The 18,356-nt window shown below is 62.5% G+C and carries 16 protein-coding genes; 11 read left to right on the top strand and 5 right to left on the bottom strand.

Annotation, left to right across the window (positions count from 1 at the left end):
- Nucleotides 1-70: 70 nt before the first annotated feature.
- Nucleotides 71-1,009, top strand: coding sequence for a FecR family protein (locus tag D0550_RS18595; protein ID WP_116810697.1), 939 nt, complete (start codon nt 71-73; stop codon nt 1,007-1,009).
- Nucleotides 1,010-1,018: 9 nt separating this feature from the next.
- On the opposite strand, the gene D0550_RS18600 is transcribed toward D0550_RS18595, so the two are convergent.
- A complete protein-coding gene (locus tag D0550_RS18600; protein ID WP_153067228.1) occupies nt 1,019-1,876 on the bottom strand; it encodes a hypothetical protein in 858 nt (285 codons plus the stop codon).
- 242 nt (nt 1,877-2,118) lie between these two features.
- Here D0550_RS18600 and D0550_RS18605 point away from each other — a divergent pair, with 242 nt between their 5' ends.
- From D0550_RS18605 to D0550_RS18620, 4 genes are all read left to right on the top strand, one after another.
- Nucleotides 2,119-2,757: a class D sortase gene (locus tag D0550_RS18605; protein ID WP_206606394.1), complete on the top strand. Its 639-nt coding sequence runs from the start codon at nt 2,119-2,121 to the stop codon at nt 2,755-2,757.
- A gap of 27 nt (nt 2,758-2,784) precedes the next feature.
- Nucleotides 2,785-3,402 (top strand): hypothetical protein, encoded by a 618-nt coding sequence (locus tag D0550_RS18610; RefSeq protein WP_116810700.1) that lies wholly within the window; start codon nt 2,785-2,787, stop codon nt 3,400-3,402.
- The gene (locus D0550_RS18615; protein ID WP_116810701.1) at nt 3,399-3,962 is read left to right on the top strand and encodes a hypothetical protein; all 564 of its coding nucleotides are present in this window, start codon (nt 3,399-3,401) and stop codon (nt 3,960-3,962) included. Before D0550_RS18610 ends, D0550_RS18615 begins: the two co-directional genes overlap by 4 nt.
- A 263-nt stretch (nt 3,963-4,225) precedes the next feature.
- Nucleotides 4,226-4,945 (top strand): response regulator transcription factor, encoded by a 720-nt coding sequence (locus D0550_RS18620; protein ID WP_116810702.1) that lies wholly within the window; start codon nt 4,226-4,228, stop codon nt 4,943-4,945.
- Nucleotides 4,946-4,964: 19 nt separating this feature from the next.
- Here the strand turns inward: D0550_RS18620 and D0550_RS18625 are convergent, their stop codons facing one another.
- Complete coding sequence (locus tag D0550_RS18625; protein ID WP_116810703.1) at nt 4,965-5,969, bottom strand: DUF481 domain-containing protein; 1,005 nt, start codon at nt 5,967-5,969, stop codon at nt 4,965-4,967.
- A gap of 70 nt (nt 5,970-6,039) precedes the next feature.
- Here D0550_RS18625 and D0550_RS18630 point away from each other — a divergent pair, with 70 nt between their 5' ends.
- The gene (locus tag D0550_RS18630) at nt 6,040-7,062 is read left to right on the top strand and encodes an asparaginase (protein ID WP_275129255.1); all 1,023 of its coding nucleotides are present in this window, start codon (nt 6,040-6,042) and stop codon (nt 7,060-7,062) included.
- Between the two features lie 607 nt (nt 7,063-7,669).
- Here D0550_RS18630 and D0550_RS18640 read toward each other — a convergent pair.
- Complete coding sequence (locus D0550_RS18640; RefSeq protein ID WP_153067229.1) at nt 7,670-8,572, bottom strand: YihY/virulence factor BrkB family protein; 903 nt, start codon at nt 8,570-8,572, stop codon at nt 7,670-7,672.
- A 116-nt stretch (nt 8,573-8,688) separates the two neighbouring features.
- Here D0550_RS18640 and D0550_RS18645 point away from each other — a divergent pair, with 116 nt between their 5' ends.
- Together D0550_RS18645 and D0550_RS18650 are read left to right on the top strand one after the other, a co-directional pair.
- On the top strand, nt 8,689-10,152 hold the full coding sequence (locus tag D0550_RS18645; protein ID WP_116810706.1) for an aspartate ammonia-lyase: 1,464 nt from the start codon (nt 8,689-8,691) through the stop codon (nt 10,150-10,152).
- Nucleotides 10,153-10,161: 9 nt separating this feature from the next.
- Nucleotides 10,162-11,298, top strand: coding sequence for a baeRF3 domain-containing protein (locus tag D0550_RS18650; protein ID WP_116810707.1), 1,137 nt, complete (start codon nt 10,162-10,164; stop codon nt 11,296-11,298).
- Nucleotides 11,299-11,305: 7 nt separating this feature from the next.
- Here the strand turns inward: D0550_RS18650 and D0550_RS18655 are convergent, their stop codons facing one another.
- Nucleotides 11,306-12,871 carry an MFS transporter gene (locus D0550_RS18655; protein ID WP_161965915.1) on the bottom strand — a complete coding sequence of 522 codons (1,566 nt, stop codon included), beginning with the start codon at nt 12,869-12,871 and terminating at the stop codon, nt 11,306-11,308.
- Nucleotides 12,868-14,508 (bottom strand): MFS transporter, encoded by a 1,641-nt coding sequence (locus D0550_RS18660; protein WP_161965916.1) that lies wholly within the window; start codon nt 14,506-14,508, stop codon nt 12,868-12,870. Before D0550_RS18660 ends, D0550_RS18655 begins: the two co-directional genes overlap by 4 nt.
- Nucleotides 14,509-14,616: 108 nt before the next feature.
- On the opposite strand from D0550_RS18660, the gene D0550_RS18665 reads away from it, so the two are divergent.
- Genes D0550_RS18665 through D0550_RS18675 form a run of 3 tightly spaced genes read left to right on the top strand, consistent with a single transcriptional unit; the run spans nt 14,617 to nt 18,348 of the window.
- A complete protein-coding gene (locus tag D0550_RS18665) occupies nt 14,617-15,108 on the top strand; it encodes a DUF1269 domain-containing protein (protein ID WP_116810709.1) in 492 nt (163 codons plus the stop codon).
- Nucleotides 15,109-15,150: 42 nt separating this feature from the next.
- Entirely contained in the window at nt 15,151-16,740 is a 1,590-nt protein-coding gene (locus tag D0550_RS18670) for an AbgT family transporter (RefSeq protein ID WP_116810710.1), read from the top strand.
- An 18-nt stretch (nt 16,741-16,758) separates the two neighbouring features.
- Nucleotides 16,759-18,348: a leucyl aminopeptidase gene (locus D0550_RS18675; RefSeq protein ID WP_116810711.1), complete on the top strand. Its 1,590-nt coding sequence runs from the start codon at nt 16,759-16,761 to the stop codon at nt 18,346-18,348.
- The last annotated feature ends 8 nt before the right edge of the window (nt 18,349-18,356 follow it).

Below are 18,356 nucleotides of genomic sequence, written 5' to 3' on the forward strand. Positions count from 1 at the left end.
GGCCTGAAAAGCGTGCTGAATGCCGTGCAGGAGCCGGAGCCGCGCACCACTGAAGCGAAGGTAACGCCACTTGGCAAACGCCAGTCCAGTAATAGCAAATGGCGTAGATGAGCAGGCGGCCCGCTGGGCAACGCGCTTAGCCTACGGCGATGTGACGGAGCAAGACCGCGCAGCGCTCGAAGCCTGGTTGGCAGCCGATCGTCGGCATCGCGGCGCTTACCTGCGAGCGCAAGCGGGTCTGCATGTCATGGAAGCCGCGGTGACGCGCGGTCCGCCGGTGCAAGCATCCGACGATGTTGCACCTGAGCCTGCAATGGTCAGACGAGCCGTGCCGCGATGGGCGGCAATCGCTGCTTGCCTCGCCGTGGTCAGCGTTGTGACGTTGAGTCTTTGGCCGCGCGAGCAGTCGAGCCTCGTCGCGCATCAAATCATGAAATTGCGCGACGGCTCGGTCGTCACATTGGCCGATGGCGCAAAGATCGATTTTGCGTTATCGGACCGCGACCGCAAGATCACGCTGCTCAGTGGCGCAGCGACCTTCAAAGTGGCCAAGGATTCCAGCCGGCCGTTCGTAGTGCGCTCCGGTGACGTCTATGCGCAGGCGACCGGCACCGAATATTCCGTCCGTCGACTCGGCGATACGGGCGGCGCGGTGCATGTCAAGGAAGGCAGTGTGCTGGTCTGGGCGCGTGACGATCGCGAGCAGGCAGTATTGTTGCATGCAGGTGGCGAGCTGACGCTCGATCCGGGGCCGGGCAATGTGGTGCCGTCGCTGCCCTCGCCAGCGATCGCGCAGATCTCACTCGACAACGTCACCATCGCGTCGGCCGTGGCCCGTTTCAACAACGTCAATCGCACCAAGATTGTGATCGCGGATGCCGAGATCGGCGCGATCCGGATCGTCGGTCTGTTCAGCGCCCACGATCCAGATCAGTTCGCGCAAGCGGCGGCCATCGTGGCCGGCGCACGCGTGCTCCACCGCCAGGACGAAATCATCCTGCAGAAATAGCGGCGTCGTTCATTGTGGTGCCGGCGCCTGCGGTGGGGGCTCTGCAGGCTGCGCCGGTTGCGCGGCCGGGGCTTCGGACGGACCGCTGCCGCTCTTGTTGTGTTTCTCCCGCTCCGGATCGGGCATGGGCAGCAGCTTGCCGGTCGGCAGCAGCGCCTCGACGGTCATCTGGGGCGGGATCCGTGACGAATCGCGGCCGCAACTGGCAGTCCCGCCGGTCACTTTTACATTGAGCTTGCGGAACACCTGCGTGCGCATCTGCTCGAGCAGGTCGCAATCCTCCGGCTTCAGGCGCACGGTCCGCGAAGACAACGCCACTTCCTGTCGTTGCGCCTCGAACACGATCGGATCATTCATCGCCGCCGCTGGATTGCGGGTCACACGCGATACCAGCTCCCGACGCGACTTGTCTTTTTCGATTTCCTTCATCACGGCCGGCGTGAGTTCGACCGGCATCTGCAGTTGCACGCGGATGCTGGCCGTCTGCCGGCGATCGTTGGCAGGGTTGCGGAAGGTGGAGGAGGAGCGGTTGAACGGGTCGCCGCGGTTGAACGGATCGTTGCGGTCGAACGGGTCGCCGCGATCGAAAGGATCGGAGCCGGTGCGCCCCGGGAGCGGATCCATCATGTCGTCGTTGCCGATCATGTAGGCATCGCAGTTGCGGACATCCACCTTGATGTCGTCTCTGGCGCCGACCGCGACCAGGATGACCGCTACGCGCTGCTGCAATTCATGGCAGGCCTGAAACTGTCTGGGCAGCCGGTACTGAAAGGACAATTCCTGAACCTTGTACACCGCCGTGACCGGGCCGTCTGCGAACGCCTGGCCGGTCAGCAGCAGGCAGGCGCCTGACAGCAGTTTCAACACAGCCGACACGCCAGGTTGGGGTGTGAAGTGCAGGGTCGTCATGGGGCAATCTCCGCTGCGGACCGCATGCGATTTTCTCCGAGTCTAGGCGCGCAGCAGGGCCACGTCGAGCGCTGCACGCATGGTCCGCATGGTTGGACCTTGGGCTAATTGCTGCATGTTCAGTCTGAGCCGACGCTGCTCTCCCCAGAAACAATCAGAGCTGGCACATGGCTCGAGCAAGCGCGAGTGGCGTAGTCAGGATGTTAGAACGTGCGTGCTGGGCCCTCGCGTGTCTGTCGATCGTGCTCTACCTCGCGGCCAGAATGGATGCGGCCATCAACGGCGGCGCCGATCTGGCCAATGCGACCGCGACCTCGGTTGCAGCGACGACCACAGCGGACGTCGCACCGGCAGCACCGGCCGCCGATAGCGCTGCGCCGACTCCATCGGTCTCGGGCCTGCTCGGCTCGCTGGAAATTCCCTCGCTAGGCCTGCGCACCCCACTTTATTCCGATAGCAGCGAGGTCAATCTCAATCGCGGCGCCGGGCTCATTGCCGGCATGGCCGGGCCGGGCGAGGGCGGCAACCTGGGCGTGGCCGCGCATCGCGACGGCACGTTTCGACCGCTGCAGAACATTCGCGTCGGGGACGCGATCGAAGTGCGGACCGCGAATTTTCACTACGTCTATCGCGTCACGTCGATCACAGTCGTCGATCGCAGCGATGCCGCGCTCCTGCGGCGTACCGACGAGCCGGTCATCACGTTGGTGACCTGTTACCCATTTCGATTCGTAGGACCTGCGCCCCGGCGATTCGTGGTGCGCGGTCTGCTCGATGCCACTCACGAGGCCACCGCGGCCATGACGCCGCCGCCTCGCGAGAAACCTGCCGCCATCTAAAACTTTCCGACCGTGTAGGAGAAGACCATGGGTATCCGTTCTCGCGTGACCTTCGGCGCGATCCTCGCACTCGTCGCTACTGCGGTCCTGGCGCAGAACCCGAGGGACTGCGCCGCCGTGCAATTCAGCGACGAGGTGCTGGCCCGTTTTCCACGGGCAGCCGAGGCCTGTCTGGATGTGATATCGCGCGATGGTCAGGATTACGCGGTGTTCAATGCGCAAGTGGTGGAGGTGCGAGGAAACACCATGCGAGTGCGCTTCCACTTGCCGGATGGCTCGCTCGGGCCGACGCAGTCCATCACACCGCCGAATGATTTTCGTGTGCTCATCGATGGCGAGCCGCGGCGCGTGTCGGAGCTCGCGCCGAATCAGGATTTGAAAGCGTACGTGGAGGTGAGTCGCCCGGTGATGGCGCTGGAGCCGGCCGATACCGCACAAAAGCTCGTGATCGTGCCGTTGGCGACGGAAGAGGAGGTCACGGAGGAGGTCGACACGGAGCGCGTGGCCCAAATGCCGCACACCGCCGGGCCCGCGCCTGTCTTTGCAGCCTTCAGTCTGTTGTTCGCGTGCGCCGCGGTGTGCATGCGAGCGATGCGCGGCGTGCGCGAGCGAATCCAGAAAATTCAATCGAGGAGTGAATCATGATCCGGACCATTGTGGTTGTTTCTCTGGCCTGCCTGCCGCTATTGGGGCTGGCAGGGGAGCCAAAAAAAGTGTCGCAGGAGAATGTCACTAAAGCGACGGCGACAGTGCAATCGGTGGACCACGACAGCAGGTCGCTGGTGTTGCGGACCTCCGACGGTGTCGACACGCTGGTGGTGGTTGGGCCCGAGGTGCGAAACTTCGACCAGATTGAACCGGGCGATACTGTGACGGCTACTTACAAGGAGGCGCTGGCGGCGGAAGTGGTGCCGAAAGGCTCGGCATCGTCGGATGAGCCGCGCACCACGATCTCCAAGAGTCGGGCTAATCCCGGCGAGGCGCCCGCCGCATCGGTCACCGCGTCGGTATCGACCGATGTCGTCATTCAATCGGTGGATCAGTCGTTCGATACCGTGACCTTCAAACGCCCGGATGGCATCGTGCGCACGGTGGCGATCTCGGATCCCGAAGCGACCAAGTTCGTGCAGAAGCTCAAGCCGGGTGACGAAGTGCGTATCACGTACACGGAAGCTACAGCGATCGCTCTGAACAAGTCGGAGTGACGCTGCCAGTGGGGTGCGAGGGTCGGGTGACGTTGCCGATACATACGAAGGGAGACGACGAAATGAGTTTCGATTCGGCAAATCCCGATCTACTCGCGTAAGCCGCTGCCGCATGATCGACGCGGAAGTCCTTGACTGCACTGGTTCACCGCGAGATCGTGGTAGCAGGCTGCATATAGGGCCGCGCTTCCCAGAATGTGGCCACGTCGCGGAGCGCGCGAAATACATCGAAATGTATCGTCGGGTGCATAGCGGGAGTTTTCGTGAGCAGGACACCATCTACCGTGTTCATCGTCGATGACGATGCCGATGTGCGACGGGCTCTGAGCCGTCTGTTGTGCGCGTCCCGATATGTCACGCGCTGCTTTGGATCCGCTGCGGAGTTTCTCGCACACCACGATCCAACCGTGCCCGGCTGCCTGCTGCTCGATCTGGCGATGCCCGATCGCAGCGGTCTGGATGTGCAGTCGGCGCTGGTCGACGCAGGGTGTGACCGGCCCATCATTTTCTTGAGCGGTCATGGCAGCATCGCCGAGAGCGTGATCGCGATGCGCGCCGGCGCAGTCAACTTTCTCACCAAACCGGTCGAGAACGAAGAGCTGCTCGGCGCCGTCGAAGAAGCGTTGCGCATGGATGAAGAGCAGCGCCGCGCGACCGGTCTGCGACAGATCGTGCAAGAGCGGATCGCAACGCTCACGCCGCGCGAGCGCGAAGTGCTCGCGCACGTCGTCGAAGGTCGCATGAACAAACAAATCGCCGGCGACCTCGGCACCGTGCTCAAGACCATCAAGGTGCATCGCGCGCGGGTGATGCACAAGATGCGGGTGCGTTCGCTGGCGCAGCTGGTGAAGCTGATCGCGGCCTCAGGCGTAGTGCTGGAGCGGCCGGCGCGCAGCAGCGAACTGACGGTGGATGTGAAATACAGTGTGCCGATTGGCTCGAATGGCGGCAGCCACTCGATTGGCGGTGTAGCGCATTGGTAGATCGAAGCGGGCGCGATTACTAGAAGTCGCGCCCGATGCTGAAGCTGATGCCGGTGTCACTGCTTTCCAGATCGTCCGGCGGGTCGCTGTTATAACTCTCGTAGGCGCGCAGCGCCCAAAAATAATTGTCGGTGATGTTCCGCCGCAAGGCGATCTGCGCTTCGACGCGGACGCGTGAGTTGTCCGGCGCGTAGAAGGCAAGGGTCCTGAAATCGATGCCGTTTTCGGTGCCGACGGCGAACCATTCCCATTCGACCGCGCCGTGCACTTCGAAGATCGTGTCCGCGTCATAGCCGCGGAATTTTTCCCGATCTCCATCCACTCCGCCGTACACGGCGAACATGGCGCGATTGGTCTGGCTCAGCGTACGGCCGAGTGCGGCGCCGAGCAGTACTCGCGAATCCAGATCCAGCTCGCGATCCTCCTCCAGATGCAACTGGCCGAGCACGAACCAACGATCCGCCAGGAAGCGGCGCGAGCCGATCTCGAAATGATTGCGTCGCTGCGCGACGTCGCCGCTGCGACGGCGCAGGAGCGAGTTCAACTGCAGCTTGGTCAGGTAACGCATGGTGCGTCGTTCGACTGCGCCATTGAGGGTCCAGTCGAGCTCGTTGTTCGCGGACAGGAAATCGATACCGGCGTCGATCGAGCCGCGCCAGCCTTCGAGCAGGCGTCGCTCGGTGGCCGGAGCTATACGGACCACCTCATTCGTGTCGATGCGACGCGTGCCGGCATCGGTGGTGATCGACAGCTGGCCGCCATGCACGTACAGCGTGCCGACCTCGCGCTCGCCGGTGCTGAGCACGATATAGAAACGATCCGGACTCTCCAGCTCGACCACATTGCGCCAGTCGATGTCGACGCGACCGACACCGGCGATGCGAAAGGAGAGCTCGCCGCGCGTCAACTCCCTGATCTCGCCGGTCATGCGGTTGCCGCTGGTGAGTGTCACGACGTCTTCGGCGGATGCGATGGATGCGGTGCCAAGCAGGAACGCGAGCACCGGCAGGTATGGAAAATTCATTCCACTCTCCCTGGTCGATGCCGCAGAGTACGTGCAGCTTCGCTGCGCAACTCATTGGACCAGAGGCTAATTGCGAGTCGGCGGCATCGCTGCAAAAGTGCCGAGCATGGCGAGAGTGCACATTCTGGCGACCGGCGGGACGATTGCGGGTCGAGGCTCGAGCGATACGTCTTCCAGTTATCGTCCCGGCTCGGTCATGCTCGAGCAGCTGATCGACAGCGTGCCCGGACTCGGAACGCTGGCCGCGGTGAGCGGCGAGCAATTTGCGCAGATGAGCAGTCAAGACATGGACGAAGTCCTCTGGCAGGGACTGACCAACCGCATCAATAAATTGTTCGATGCCGATGCGGCGGACGGCGTGGTCATCACGCATGGCACCGACACTGCCGAGGAGACCGGGTATTTTCTGCATTTGACGATCACGTCCGGTCGCCCGGTCGTGCTCACCGGCTCGATGCGTCCCGCGACCTCGTTGAGCGCAGACGGGCCACTCAATTTATATAACGCGGTCTCGGTGGCGGCCGACCGCGATGCGCACGATCGCGGCGTGATGCTGGCGATCAACGACGATCTGCACAGTGCGCGGGACGTGACGAAGTCGAGCACGACGGATGTGCAGACCTTCATCTCACCTGGCCCTGGCTTGCTCGGCACGGCGCGACTGGGTCGCATCCGCTATTTCCGCAGGCCAACGCGGCTGCACACAGCACAGTCGATGTTCTCGGCGTTTGCTCAGCGCCGCTTGCCGCGAGTGGACATTTTGTACTCGCACTCCGGCATGCAGCCCGACTTGGTTAGTTCAAGCGTGTCGCTAGGCGCGCGTGGCATCGTGATTGCTGGCGTCGGCAACGGCAACGCACCTGGACCCGTGGTGAGCGCGTTGGCGGACGCGGCAAAAGCGGGCGTGATCGTCGTTCGCGCCACTCGCGTTGGCAGCGGCGATGTCGAACGCGGTGTGGAGCTCGATGATGATGCCCTGGGTTTCGTGGTCGCCGATCAGCTAAGTCCCCAGAAGAGCCGGATATTGTTGCAACTGTGCCTGGCGCACGATCTGGATCGCAGCGCCGTGCAGGAGGCGTTCTTCCATTACTAAGGTTGTTTTGGGAAAAACCCTGAATTTCGCAAGTGCGATCTGTAACTTGTTGACATGCACACAGGCATGACTGAAAACTAGGACAACACAATAAAGAGTGGAACCCCAGCCAAGGAAGGTATGTCATCGACCAGCTCTCGCGCAGCGACAGCTCGACAAGCAAACTGATGATTGGTTATCGCGCATATCGATCGATGTGCGGGCTAAGGTTTTGCTTAAAGTTCATCCAGCATTCGCAGGAGAAAAGTCACATGGTAGTAAAGCGTTCTGGAGTCGCGGTCTCTTTGGGTGTGATGCTGATGTGCATGTCTGGGGCTGCTTCAGCTGCCACGATGTGCGCGGGGCAGATCAGATCATTGTTCGTCGACAACGGCGCCCAGCTCATGGTGTTGCCTACATTCCTGGGAGATTGGGTGCAGGTCTGCAACATCTCGACTCCATGGAAGGGAATCTCCGTTGACGTATGTAAGTCGTGGTTCGCGACGCTGACGGCGCTGCGGGCCTCGCAAGATACGGTTATGTTCCGTTACAACGAGAATATGGCGTGCAATGGGATACCAACGTATACCAACGCCCCCGCGCCTGCGTACATCGCAAACGGCCAAAGCTAGTAGCCCGTGCTCTTGTGGGCCCGCGCCCGGTAAGTGACCTTACTCAGCTCGGCGCCGAAGAACAGCATCTTGCACATGGCGTGCATCCATAACATGACGATGAGGATGCCGCCGATCGCACCGTAGGCGCTCCATTTCTGGGCCGCGCGCGCGGCATAGATCGACAGGACTTCGGCGCCGAAGATCCAGGTGAGTCCGGCCAGCAGAGCAGCGAGCCGCACGTCGCGCCAGCGGACGTGCACTGGCGGTAAGGTCCGCAACAGCAAAGCGAACGTGAGCGGAGCGATGATCAGCGAGCCGAGTAGCGGCAGCAGCCAGCCGAGCGTATCGCTGAGAAATGTCGGCTCGCTGGGTAATGCTACGAGCCATTGCAATGCGCCGATGACTGCGAGCAGCGCCAACAGCAGGGCACCGCCGCCAAGCATGATGCCGAACGCGATGATGCGTTCGGTGAATTTCATGCGCAGCGCGAGCAGGATCGAACCCGAGGCGAGCGGCGGTGCATGTTTCCAGATCGCGCGGAAGGTCATGCGCAGATGAGCAAACAGGGCGGAGGAGGTCATCAACAAGCCGACGATGCCGATGAGCGTAGCCACCGTCGAGCCGCGCTGCAGGTACTCAGACACTTGCTCGACCGCGCTGCGCAGGTCTGCGCCGAACGTGATTTCGACCGTGCTCAAGACTTGCTGCTCGACATTGACCGCTAGGGGCGACAGACGCAGCAGCCATCCCACCGTTGCCATGAGCAGCACCAGTAATGGCACCAGCGACAGCAGCGCGTAGTAAACCATTGCACCCGCAAAGTAGTGCGCGTAGTCGCTGACGTACTCGCTCGCAGCCGCGCGCAGCAAGTTGTAGTGCGCTGATATCGAGGAGCGCGCTGATATCGAGGAGCTCACCGTCGGTGACTCTCGGCGTCCTCCCCATCAGTCACAGTTGGACCTAGGTCCTACGCGTATCCATTGCTGAGTGAGCTAGGTTCCTCGCGACAGTGCGGACCACCCGAGGGCGAACCATGAGCGATCCTCAAGCGGACGAGGCGTTTCGCAGGAGTGTCTGTACGCAGCCGCAGGGCAGCGGCCGCGTACGCGCGGAAGCGGACAGCCTCGGCGAGCGTGAGGTGCCGCTCGATGCCTACTGGGGTGTCAACGTCTTGCGCGCGCTCGAGAACTTCGCGATCAGCGGCCGGCCAATCTCGGTGTACTCCGATCTCATCTACGGTTACGCCTGCGTCAAGCAGGCGGCGGCCCAGGCCAATGCAGACCTCGGCGCCCTGGCGCGCTGGAAGGCGGACCTGATCGAGCGAGCCTGCGTCGAGATTCGCGAGGGCGCACTGCGCGATCAATTCGTGGTCGACATCATGCAGGGCGGCGCGGGCACCTCGACCAACATGAACTTCAACGAGGTGATCGCGAATCGCGCACTGGAGTTGGGCGGCTTCCCCAAGGGCGACTATGCACACATCGATCCCAACGACGATGTGAACTGCTCCCAGAGCACCAACGACACCTATCCGACCGCGTTGAAGATCGGTCTGTATCTGGCGCTGGAGCGCCTGCAGGTCGAGCTGGTGTCCCTGGCGACCGCTTTTCATGCCAAGGGCGGGGAGTTCGCCGGCATCGTGAAGGTCGGGCGCACTCAATTGCAGGACGCCGCGCCCATGACGCTGGGACAGGAATTCCAGGCATTCGCAATTACGCTCGCCGAGGAGTGTCTCGGCTTCGAGCATGTGATGAATCAGTTGTGCGAGATCAGCCTGGGCGCGACCGCGATCGGCACCGGCATAGCGGCGCATGCGCAATACGCGGAGGCGGCGCGGCAGCACCTGGCCGACATCACCGGCTATGCGCTGCGCACCTCACCGGACCTGGTCGAGGCCACGACCGATGTGGGCTGTTTCATGGAGCTGTCCGGCACATTGAAGAAATGTGCCATGAAGCTGTCGAAGATCTGCAACGACCTGCGGCTGCTCAGCTCCGGACCGCAGGCCGGACTCGGCGAGATCACTCTGCCACCGCGGCAGGCGGGCTCCAGCATCATGCCGGGCAAAGTGAATCCGGTGATTCCCGAGGCAGTCAATCAAGTCGCCTTCGTGGTCGCTGGCGGCGACATGACGCTGACCATGGCGGCCGAGGCTGGCCAGCTGCAGCTCAACGCGTTCGTGCCGGTCATGGCGCATGTGCTGTTCGAGAATCTCAAGTTTCTGACAGCCGCGGTGACCACATTGCGCGAGCATTGCGTCATCGGGGTGACAGCCAACATGAACCGTCTCGAACAACACTCGCGCTCGTTCGTCGGCGTGATCACCGCACTCATTCCTTATATCGGCTACGAACCCGCGGCGCGGCTTGCGAGGCAGGCACTGACGGACGGTGGCGACATCGTCGATGTGGTCGTCGCCTCGGGCCTGATGTCTCGCGAGGAAGTGACCTCGCTGCTCAGCACCGAGCGTCTGACCGGCGAGCAGATCAGACATTGAGGGGGCGTCATGCGGCAATTCTCGACTCATCAACTGTTATCGCTGCTGGACAAGCATGGCCCACCGTGCATCTCGCTCTATCAGTACACACACCGGCACCATCCGGACAGCCTGCAGGACCCGATTCGCTATCGCAATCTGCTGCGACAGATGGAAGGCTCGTTGCTGCAGAAGTACGACCGCAAAGAGGTGCGCCCGCTCCTGGAAAAATTTCAACCGCTGAGCCACGACGAAGAATTCTGGAATCATCGCACCGACGGCCTGGCCATGCTGGCGGCACCGGATTTGTTCGAAGTGTTCGAGCTGCAACGGCCGGTGCAGGAGAATCTGATCGTCGCCGACACGTTCTATCTCAAGCCGCTGCTGCGCATCTCGCAATCGGCGGATCGCTTTCAGATTCTGTGTCTGACGCGCGATAGCGCGCAGCTGTTCGAAGGCAATCGCGATGCGTTCGATCCGGTCGAGCTCATCGATACGCCGGCGACCCTCACCGAGGCGCTCGGCACCGACCTGACGCCGCAACATCAGTCGGTGCGTTCGGCAGCCGGTCAGACGCCCATCTATCACGGCGTCGGGCAGAAGAAGGAGGAAATGGATCGGGACCGAGACCGGTTCTTCCGCGCGGTCGATCGCGGCGTGATGGAGAATCATTCCAAGCCCACCGAGCTGCCGTTGATGCTGGCGGCGTTGAAGGAGTATCACACGCCGTTTCGCAACCTGAGCCGCAATCCGTATTTGCTGAGCATGGGCGTCGATGTGGATCCCGGTGCCATCGGACTGGACGAGCTGCGTGCGCTCGCATGGGAGCAGATGGAGCCTTTGTATCTGGAACGTCTGGCAGTACTGGTGCGCGAATATGAAGTGGCGCGGGCCCGTCAGCTGGGATTTGACGATGTGGCCGAGGTGGCGGCGGCCGCCGTCGCGGGTCGCGTGCAGAATCTACTCGTCGAAGCCGATCGGCAGATTCCGGGCCGGGTCGATCCGCAGTCCGGCAGGATCGAGCCGGGCGCGCTGGGCGATCCGGAGATCGGCGATGTGTTGAGCGATCTGGCTGCCGCGGTGCTGCGAATGAAAGGACAAGTCGTCATCGTGCCCAAGGAGCGAATGCCTTCGACGACCGGCGTCGCAGCGACCTGCCGCTTCTGACACATCATTATCGCGACCGGGCGACCGGCAGGAAGCCGACGAAGGTCAGTCCTGCGAGTGCGAAGAACGACAGCTTGAGCGCGGACAACCGCGCGTCCGTATTGATCTGCACTGCGTTCGCGATGTGCTCGGGCGCGAGCGGCGACTGCTCTAGCGCCTGCTGTAATCGATCATTGCTGATGAAGGCGACTCGATTCAGATCCAGATGTGCGCGCAGCTCGGTGCCGATCGCAGGGTCGCGCGCCAGATGTCGATTCACATTGACGCTGAGAACGCCGATGACCAGTGCGCCCGCGATCGCCGCTCCGACCGCAGCTGCGAAATGACTGGTCGCGGAGCACAGCGGCTCGACATCCTCGGAGATGTCCGTGGGTGCAGCAGAAGCGATCGTCTTGAACAGCAGTGTCGCGAGCGCTCCTTCACCCAGCCCGATCGCAGCCAGGCTGAGGACGACTGATGCGTCGCTCCAGTTATTGCGCACGATGCCTCCCAGCAACACCAGGCCACCGCCGACGACGAGAAAGGCATAGCGAGTAACATTGCGCATGGCTGCACCGCGGCAGCGGCTGACCGAAAGCGCGCCGATGAAGCTCGCAACCGTGAAGGGGAGCAGCGCGTAAGCGGTCACCAGACTGCTGCGTCCCTGCACGATCTCTATATATAAAGGAATCAGGAAGGTGACGCCGGAGCTGACGGCTGCGATGGTGAATATCGATAGCAGCGTAGAACGTTGCACCGGGGTGTTGAGCAGTTGCATCACGCGCAGGCAGCCGCCGACCCGTCGCCTGGCCAACCAGATCAGCACCAGCTTGATGAGCACCACGCCGAACAACATGCCCAGCAGCGCGGGCGATAGATTCAGCGGACTGAAAGGGGCCCCGGGCCGCGCTCTGAGCACGCCCCAGTTGATCAGGTTGTCGCTGCCCAGGCCGATCAGCACCAGCGCCACCCCAACTGCGGCGAGTCCGGCCATTTCCGTGACAGTCATTCTTACCCGGGGCAGCAGGCCGGCATCGTGACGCAAATACAAGCTGCCAAGGTAAATGGTGGCGGCCAGCAGCAACAGCAACATGAAAGTGAGGCGCCAGTCGGTCCAGGTGGCGATGGCGCCGGCGATCAGAAAGGCCGGCGCCAGGCTCAGACTTCGCGTTGCACTCAGGCGTCCGAGCGCAACGGCTCGCTGCTCGTCCGCGTAGTGAGTTGCAATCAGCTGCACTGAGGCTGGTGTCAACATCGCCGCCGCGGCGCCAGCAATCATCTGAGCCAGGAGCAGCACGGTGGCGTTGGGACTCCATGCCATGACCGCCATCGCAGCACCGAACAGCGCGATCGATATTCGAAAAATGCGGCGCGGGCCGACGATGATGGCCAGGCGTGTGCTCGCCAGGACGCTGGCCGCGACCATCAGCGAGTACATGATGATCGCCGTCTTCACCATGCCCGAGCCGGCGTCGAACGCGGTGATGATGCCCTCGATGGAAATCTTCAGCGTCGCGATGTTGAAGACCAGCAACACCTGCGCGCTCGCCAGAATCGCCAGCGGCAGCCAGTTGAATTGCTCTTTACTGATCACGCGGGTGCAGTGGCGGCGGGGGCGCGAATGTAGCCGGGCAGCGCTCCGGCGGGAAAGAATGCCAGCAGTGCGCAGCCGGCGAGTGCGAAGAAGGTGGCTTTCAACGCCAGCAAGCGCGCGTCGGTGTTGATCCGAACGGCCTCGGCGACTTGTTCGGGGGTCGCGGCGGTGTCTGCGAGCACTTGTTGCAGACGGTCGTTGCTGACGAATGCGATGTTGTCGAGGTCGACCTGGGCCGTGACTCGGTCGGGCAGACTCGCGTTGTGCACCAGCTCGTAATGAACGCTGCGGTCGAGCAAACCGATGATCAGAGCGGTCGCGAGTGCGGTGCCGACTGCGGTTGCGAGATTGTTGCTGACACCGCGCACCGAGCCGACATCGGCCGCGAGCTCTCGCGGTGATGCCGTGACCAATACATTGAATAGGAGTGTCACCAGCGCACCTTCGCCAAACCCGGCCACCGCCATGCCGAAGATCACCATGGAGTGGCTCCAGTCGTTGCGGATGGTCGCGCCGAGCAGCGCCAACCCTACTGTGACCAGCAGAAACGAGTAGCGACCGATGTGTGCGGGACTGAGATAATTCTGCAATCGCACCACCATCACGGCCGCGATGAAACTTGCCACCGAAAAGGGAATCACGCTCAACGCCGTCTCGAAGCTGCCGTGGCCTTGCACGACTTGAATGTAGAGCGGGATGAGAAAAGTGATGGCTGATGCAATCGCACTGACGATGAAGATCGAGAGCAGGGCGGCACGCTCGGAAGTGCCTGAGACGACTTCCAGTGCGACCAGCGTGTCGGCGCCCTGATCGCGCCGCCGTCGCGACCAGGAAATGAACGCTTGCAGTAGAAAGACGCCGATCAGCACCAGCAGCGGCGCCGGCGACAGATCCAACAGGACGAACGGTGCATCGGGTCGTGCCAGCAAAGTGCCCCAGGAGGCGAGATTGCTGGTGCCCAGGCTGATGAGTACCACGCCCACGCCCGCCAGTGCTGCGCCCATCCAATCGATGTCGACAGGCGAGGGCCGGCGCTCGGCGCTGAGTTTGTCGCTGAACTTCAGCAGGGCCAGTGCCAGCGCCGCCAACAATCCAAACATGGCGCGCCAGCCCACCCAACTGGTCAACGATCCTGCGAGCAGGAAGGCGAGCACGATGCCCATCGCCGGCGCGGCGCCCAACCAGCCAAGCGCCTGCGCCTGTTGCTGACCTCGATAGTTGTCGGCGACCAGCACGACGAGCGTCGGCACGAGCGCGGCCGCGGCCATGCCGGCAAGGATCTGCGCAACTATCATCAATGTCACATCGAGGCTCGCCGCCATGACGATCATGCTGATGCCGAACAGTCCCACGGCGGTGCGAAACACGCGACGTGATCCGATCAACTGCGCGATCCGCGCGCCCGGCAATATCAGCGCTGCGACGACCAGCGCATAAGTAACAATCACTGTGCCAATGGTCGTCGCCGCGGTGCCGAGGCTGCCCGCGATGGCATCCATCGACACCTGCAGCGTCGAGATGTTGAAGATCATCATGATCTGCGCGAGCACGATCACGACCATCGCAGTCCAAGGGGCGACCCGCGTCTCGTCCGCCAGGGAGGAGTCGATGTCGCCGGTGCGCGAAGACGCGTGCATGCAATCGCTTGATACGCCAAGCAAGAATGCGATGCGTTGGGCCTTGGCCCAATAGACGTTCCGGAGCCGCACTTCGATCCTCGTCAGCTCGCCACCAGGAGATGCACGATGAGTACGCTGATCGCGGTTGTGTTCGACGATCCCACCACGGCGTTCGAGATGCGCACCGCGCTGCTGAAAATGCAGAAGCAGCATCTGATCGACCTGGAGGATTCGGTGGTTGTCACCAAGACCGAAGCCGGCAAGACCAAGCTCGATCAGGCGACCAGCCTGACCGCGGCCGGCGCCATCGGCGGCGGCTTCTGGGGCATGCTCATCGGCTTGATATTCCTGAATCCACTGCTGGGGGCAGCGGTTGGCGCGACGGCCGGCGCGGTGACGGGCAAGTTGACCGACATCGGGCTCGACGATCGCATGATGAAAGACATCGCCGCCTCCTTCAAACCCGGCTCCTCGGCGCTGTTCGTGCTCGTGCGCCGTGCCACTGTCGACAAAGTGCTGGAGGGGCTGAAGGGATTTTCCGGTAAAGGCAAGGTCTATCAGACCTCGCTCGACAAGGACACCGAGCAGACCCTGCGCGACGCGCTCGAAGCGGCTTGATTGCATCGTCCGTGCGCGGCGGGCACGGCCGCAGAGGTGGTTATGGCGAAGCGGAACCACACGATCAGTCCCGGTGCGCTCGGTCCCGAGCACACCGAGCCGACCCGTGGCGCGCCCCGCAAATCCGGCTTCGAAAAATTTCTGGATGTGATCGAGCGGGTGGGCAACAGGGTTCCTCACCCGGTCGTGATTTTCGTGCTGCTGATCGCGCTGGTGATTTTGCTGTCGCACCTGTTCTACCTGCTCGGTGCCAGCGCCACCTATCAGTCGATCGATCCGGACACCGGCGAGATCGAGCAGCTCACCACCAATGCGCAGAGTCTGCTGACCGCGGACGGCTTCCGCTTCATGTTCGAAGGCGTGGTGGCCAACTTCATGAACTTCAACGCCGTCGGCGTGATCATCGTCGCGATGCTCGGCGTCGGCGTGGCGGAAGAGTCCGGACTCATCAAAGCATTGATCCACAAATTGGTGAACGTCGCGCCGCCGGCGGCGATGACGTACATCCTGGTCTTCATCGGCATCCTCTCCAGCATCGCCGCAGATGCCGGATATCTGGTGCTGATCCCTCTGGCGGCGGCGGCGTTCCTCAGTCTCGGCAGGCATCCCCTCGCTGGCCTCGCCGCGTCATTCGCGGGCGTCGCCGCCGTCTTTACCGCCAACATTCTGATCAAGCCACTGGACGGCATTCTCACCGGCATCACCAACGATGCCATTCATTTGCTCAATCCATCGCTGTCCATCGATCTCACCGCGAACTTCTGGTTCTCGGTCGCCTCGGTGCTGGTGTTGACCGTCGCGGTGTCTTTGATCACCGAGAAGATCGTCGAGCCGCGGCTCGGCGCATACAGCAGTAACGAGCCTGTGATCGAGCGTAGCGCGATGACTGAAGAGGAAACGCGTGGGCTGCGCTATTCCGGCACCGCCATCCTGGTCGTGCTCGGGGTGTTCATGGCATTGAGCCTGCCGGCGGGGGCGCCGCTGCGAAATCCGGAAACCGGCGCGCTCATCGGCGATTCGCCGTTCATGAATGGCTTGATCGTATTCATCATGATTCTGTTCCTGGCTGCAGGCTGGGCCTATGGCATCGGTGCGGGCACGATGAAACGCACGGTGGATGTCGTCGGCGCGATGGAGAAAGCGATCCGCAGCCTGGCGAGTCTGATCTTTCTGTTGTTCGTCATCAGCCAGTTCCTCGCGTTCTTCAACTACAGCAACATGGCCACGCTCGCCGCCGTGAATCTTGGCGATGTGCTCGAGCATGCCGGCCTCGGTCCGCTCACGCTGCTCATCGGGTTCATCCTGGTGGTCGCGGTGCTCGATCTGATCATGACCGGCGCGATCCCGAAGTGGGCCATCTTCGCGCCGGTGTTCGTGCCGCTGCTGATGCGGCTCAACGTCGATCCCGAAGCGGTGCTGGCGGCCTATCGCGTCGGCGATGCGCCGTTCAACGCGGTTACGCCGCTCAACGCCTACTTCGCGCTGATCGTGACATTCGCGCAGAAGTACGACCCCAAGGCCGGCGTCGGCACCGTCATTGCGCTGATGCTGCCCTACGTGATCATCGTCTTCGTGCTGTGGATCGTGTTGTTCGCGGCCTGGCACTTGCTCGGCATTCCGTGGGGCCTGTAGATCACCAGGAGACTTGAGATGTCCGCTAGTGCAAAGTCCAGCAATCCAGCGCACGCCACACCAGCGGAACTGGTGCGGCGTCGCGAGCCCGTACAGATTGGCCTGCGGCAGGCCGCGCAGCTCGGCAAGGCGGACTTGCTGGTGCTCGGCGTGTACGCCGACGGCTCGTTACCAAACGCGGCGCAACCTTTCGATGCCGCCCTGGACGGGCGCCTGCGGGAGCTGGCGAAACAAGCGGACCTGCCGCCGAAGATTGGTGAAACGCTGCTGTTGTACTACGCCTCAGGCGATACGGCCCGGCGTGTATTGCTGCTGCGGCTGGGACCTCGCAAAGAGTTCGATGGCAAGGCTTATCTCAAGGCGCTCGAATCGGCGGCGCGGGCAGTAGCTTCGAGCTCGACGCGAAGCATCGATATCCCGCTGCTGGATGTTGTCGACGACGATGCGGAACATACAACGGCGTGGCGTGTGCAACAGGCGAGCCGTGTGCTCTGCGATGGTTATTACAAGTTCGCTGCACCGTTGTTTGCATCGAAAGGAATCAGCAAGGACGCCGCAGCCGTGCCGCAGTTGTCGCTGCTGATCGAAGAGCCGATTACTCCAGAGCTCGAGTACGCGGCACGCAGCGGGCGCGCGATCGCCGAAGGCATGGCGCTCACCAAGGACCTGGGCAATCTGCCGGGCAATGTTTGCAACCCTGGTTATCTCGCCGAGGCGGCCAAGGCCTTGGGTCAGGAATTCGGCTTTCCGGTGGAAGTGCTCGAGCGCGAAGACATGGCGAAGCTCGGCATGGAGTCGGCGCTGGCGGTCGGCAAGGCGTCGGCCGAGCCGTGCCGCTTCATCGTCATGAAATACTTTGGCAGTGAAGCGGAGCAGCCGCCGATCGTGCTGATTGGCAAGGGCGTGACGTTCGATACTGGCGGGGTCTCGCTCAAGCCGGGCGACGATCTGGACATGATGAAGTACGACATGTGTGGCGCGGCCAGTGTGTTCGGCGCGTTGAAGATGGTCGCGCGCCTGGCGTTGCCGCTGAATGTCGTTGGCATCGTCGGTGCGGTCGAGAACATGCCCGGAGGGCGTGCCACTCGCCCCGGCGATGTGGTCAGGTCCATGTCGGGCCAGACCATCGAGATCCTCAACACGGATGCGGAGGGCAGGCTGGTCCTGTGCGACGCGCTCACTTACGCCGAACGTTTCCAGCCCGCTTGTGTCATCGACATCGCGACGCTCACGGGTGCCTGTGTCATCGCGCTGGGATCGCAGACCAGCGGCCTGTTCGCCAATGACGATGCGCTTGCGGAAGAGTTGCTCCAGTGTGGCACCGATACCGGTGATCGTGCCTGGCGCCTGCCTTTGTGGGAGGAATATCAGGAACAGTTGAAGAGCAACTTTGCGGATATGAGCAATCTGGGCGGGCGCCCCGCCGGCGCGGTGACTGCCGCGTGTTTCCTGTCCCGGTTCGCGAAAGGCTATCGCTGGGCGCACCTGGACATTGCCGGCACCGCGTCGGTGGGAGGCGATCGCAAAGGAGCGACCGGCCGGCCCGTGCCGTTGCTCTCAGAATTCCTGTTGAAGCGCGCCGAGCACACAGCGCCCGCGCCGAGATGACAGGTGAG

The sequence above is a fragment of the Steroidobacter cummioxidans genome (assembly GCF_003104955.1).

What these genes read in the sequence shown, in the direction of transcription:
- D0550_RS18605 (WP_206606394.1), top strand. Translation starts at nt 2,119, where the DNA reads ATGTTAGAACGTGCGTGCTGGGCCCTCGCGTGTCTGTCGATCGTGCTC.
- D0550_RS18610 (WP_116810700.1), top strand. Translation starts at nt 2,785, where the DNA reads ATGGGTATCCGTTCTCGCGTGACCTTCGGCGCGATCCTCGCACTCGTC.
- D0550_RS18615 (WP_116810701.1), top strand. Translation starts at nt 3,399, where the DNA reads ATGATCCGGACCATTGTGGTTGTTTCTCTGGCCTGCCTGCCGCTATTG.
- D0550_RS18625 (WP_116810703.1), bottom strand. Translation starts at nt 5,969, where the DNA reads ATGAATTTTCCATACCTGCCGGTGCTCGCGTTCCTGCTTGGCACCGCA.
- D0550_RS18645 (WP_116810706.1), top strand. Translation starts at nt 8,689, where the DNA reads ATGAGCGATCCTCAAGCGGACGAGGCGTTTCGCAGGAGTGTCTGTACG.
- D0550_RS18650 (WP_116810707.1), top strand. Translation starts at nt 10,162, where the DNA reads ATGCGGCAATTCTCGACTCATCAACTGTTATCGCTGCTGGACAAGCAT.
- D0550_RS18660 (WP_161965916.1), bottom strand. Translation starts at nt 14,508, where the DNA reads ATGCACGCGTCTTCGCGCACCGGCGACATCGACTCCTCCCTGGCGGAC.
- D0550_RS18665 (WP_116810709.1), top strand. Translation starts at nt 14,617, where the DNA reads ATGAGTACGCTGATCGCGGTTGTGTTCGACGATCCCACCACGGCGTTC.
- D0550_RS18670 (WP_116810710.1), top strand. Translation starts at nt 15,151, where the DNA reads ATGGCGAAGCGGAACCACACGATCAGTCCCGGTGCGCTCGGTCCCGAG.
- D0550_RS18675 (WP_116810711.1), top strand. Translation starts at nt 16,759, where the DNA reads ATGTCCGCTAGTGCAAAGTCCAGCAATCCAGCGCACGCCACACCAGCG.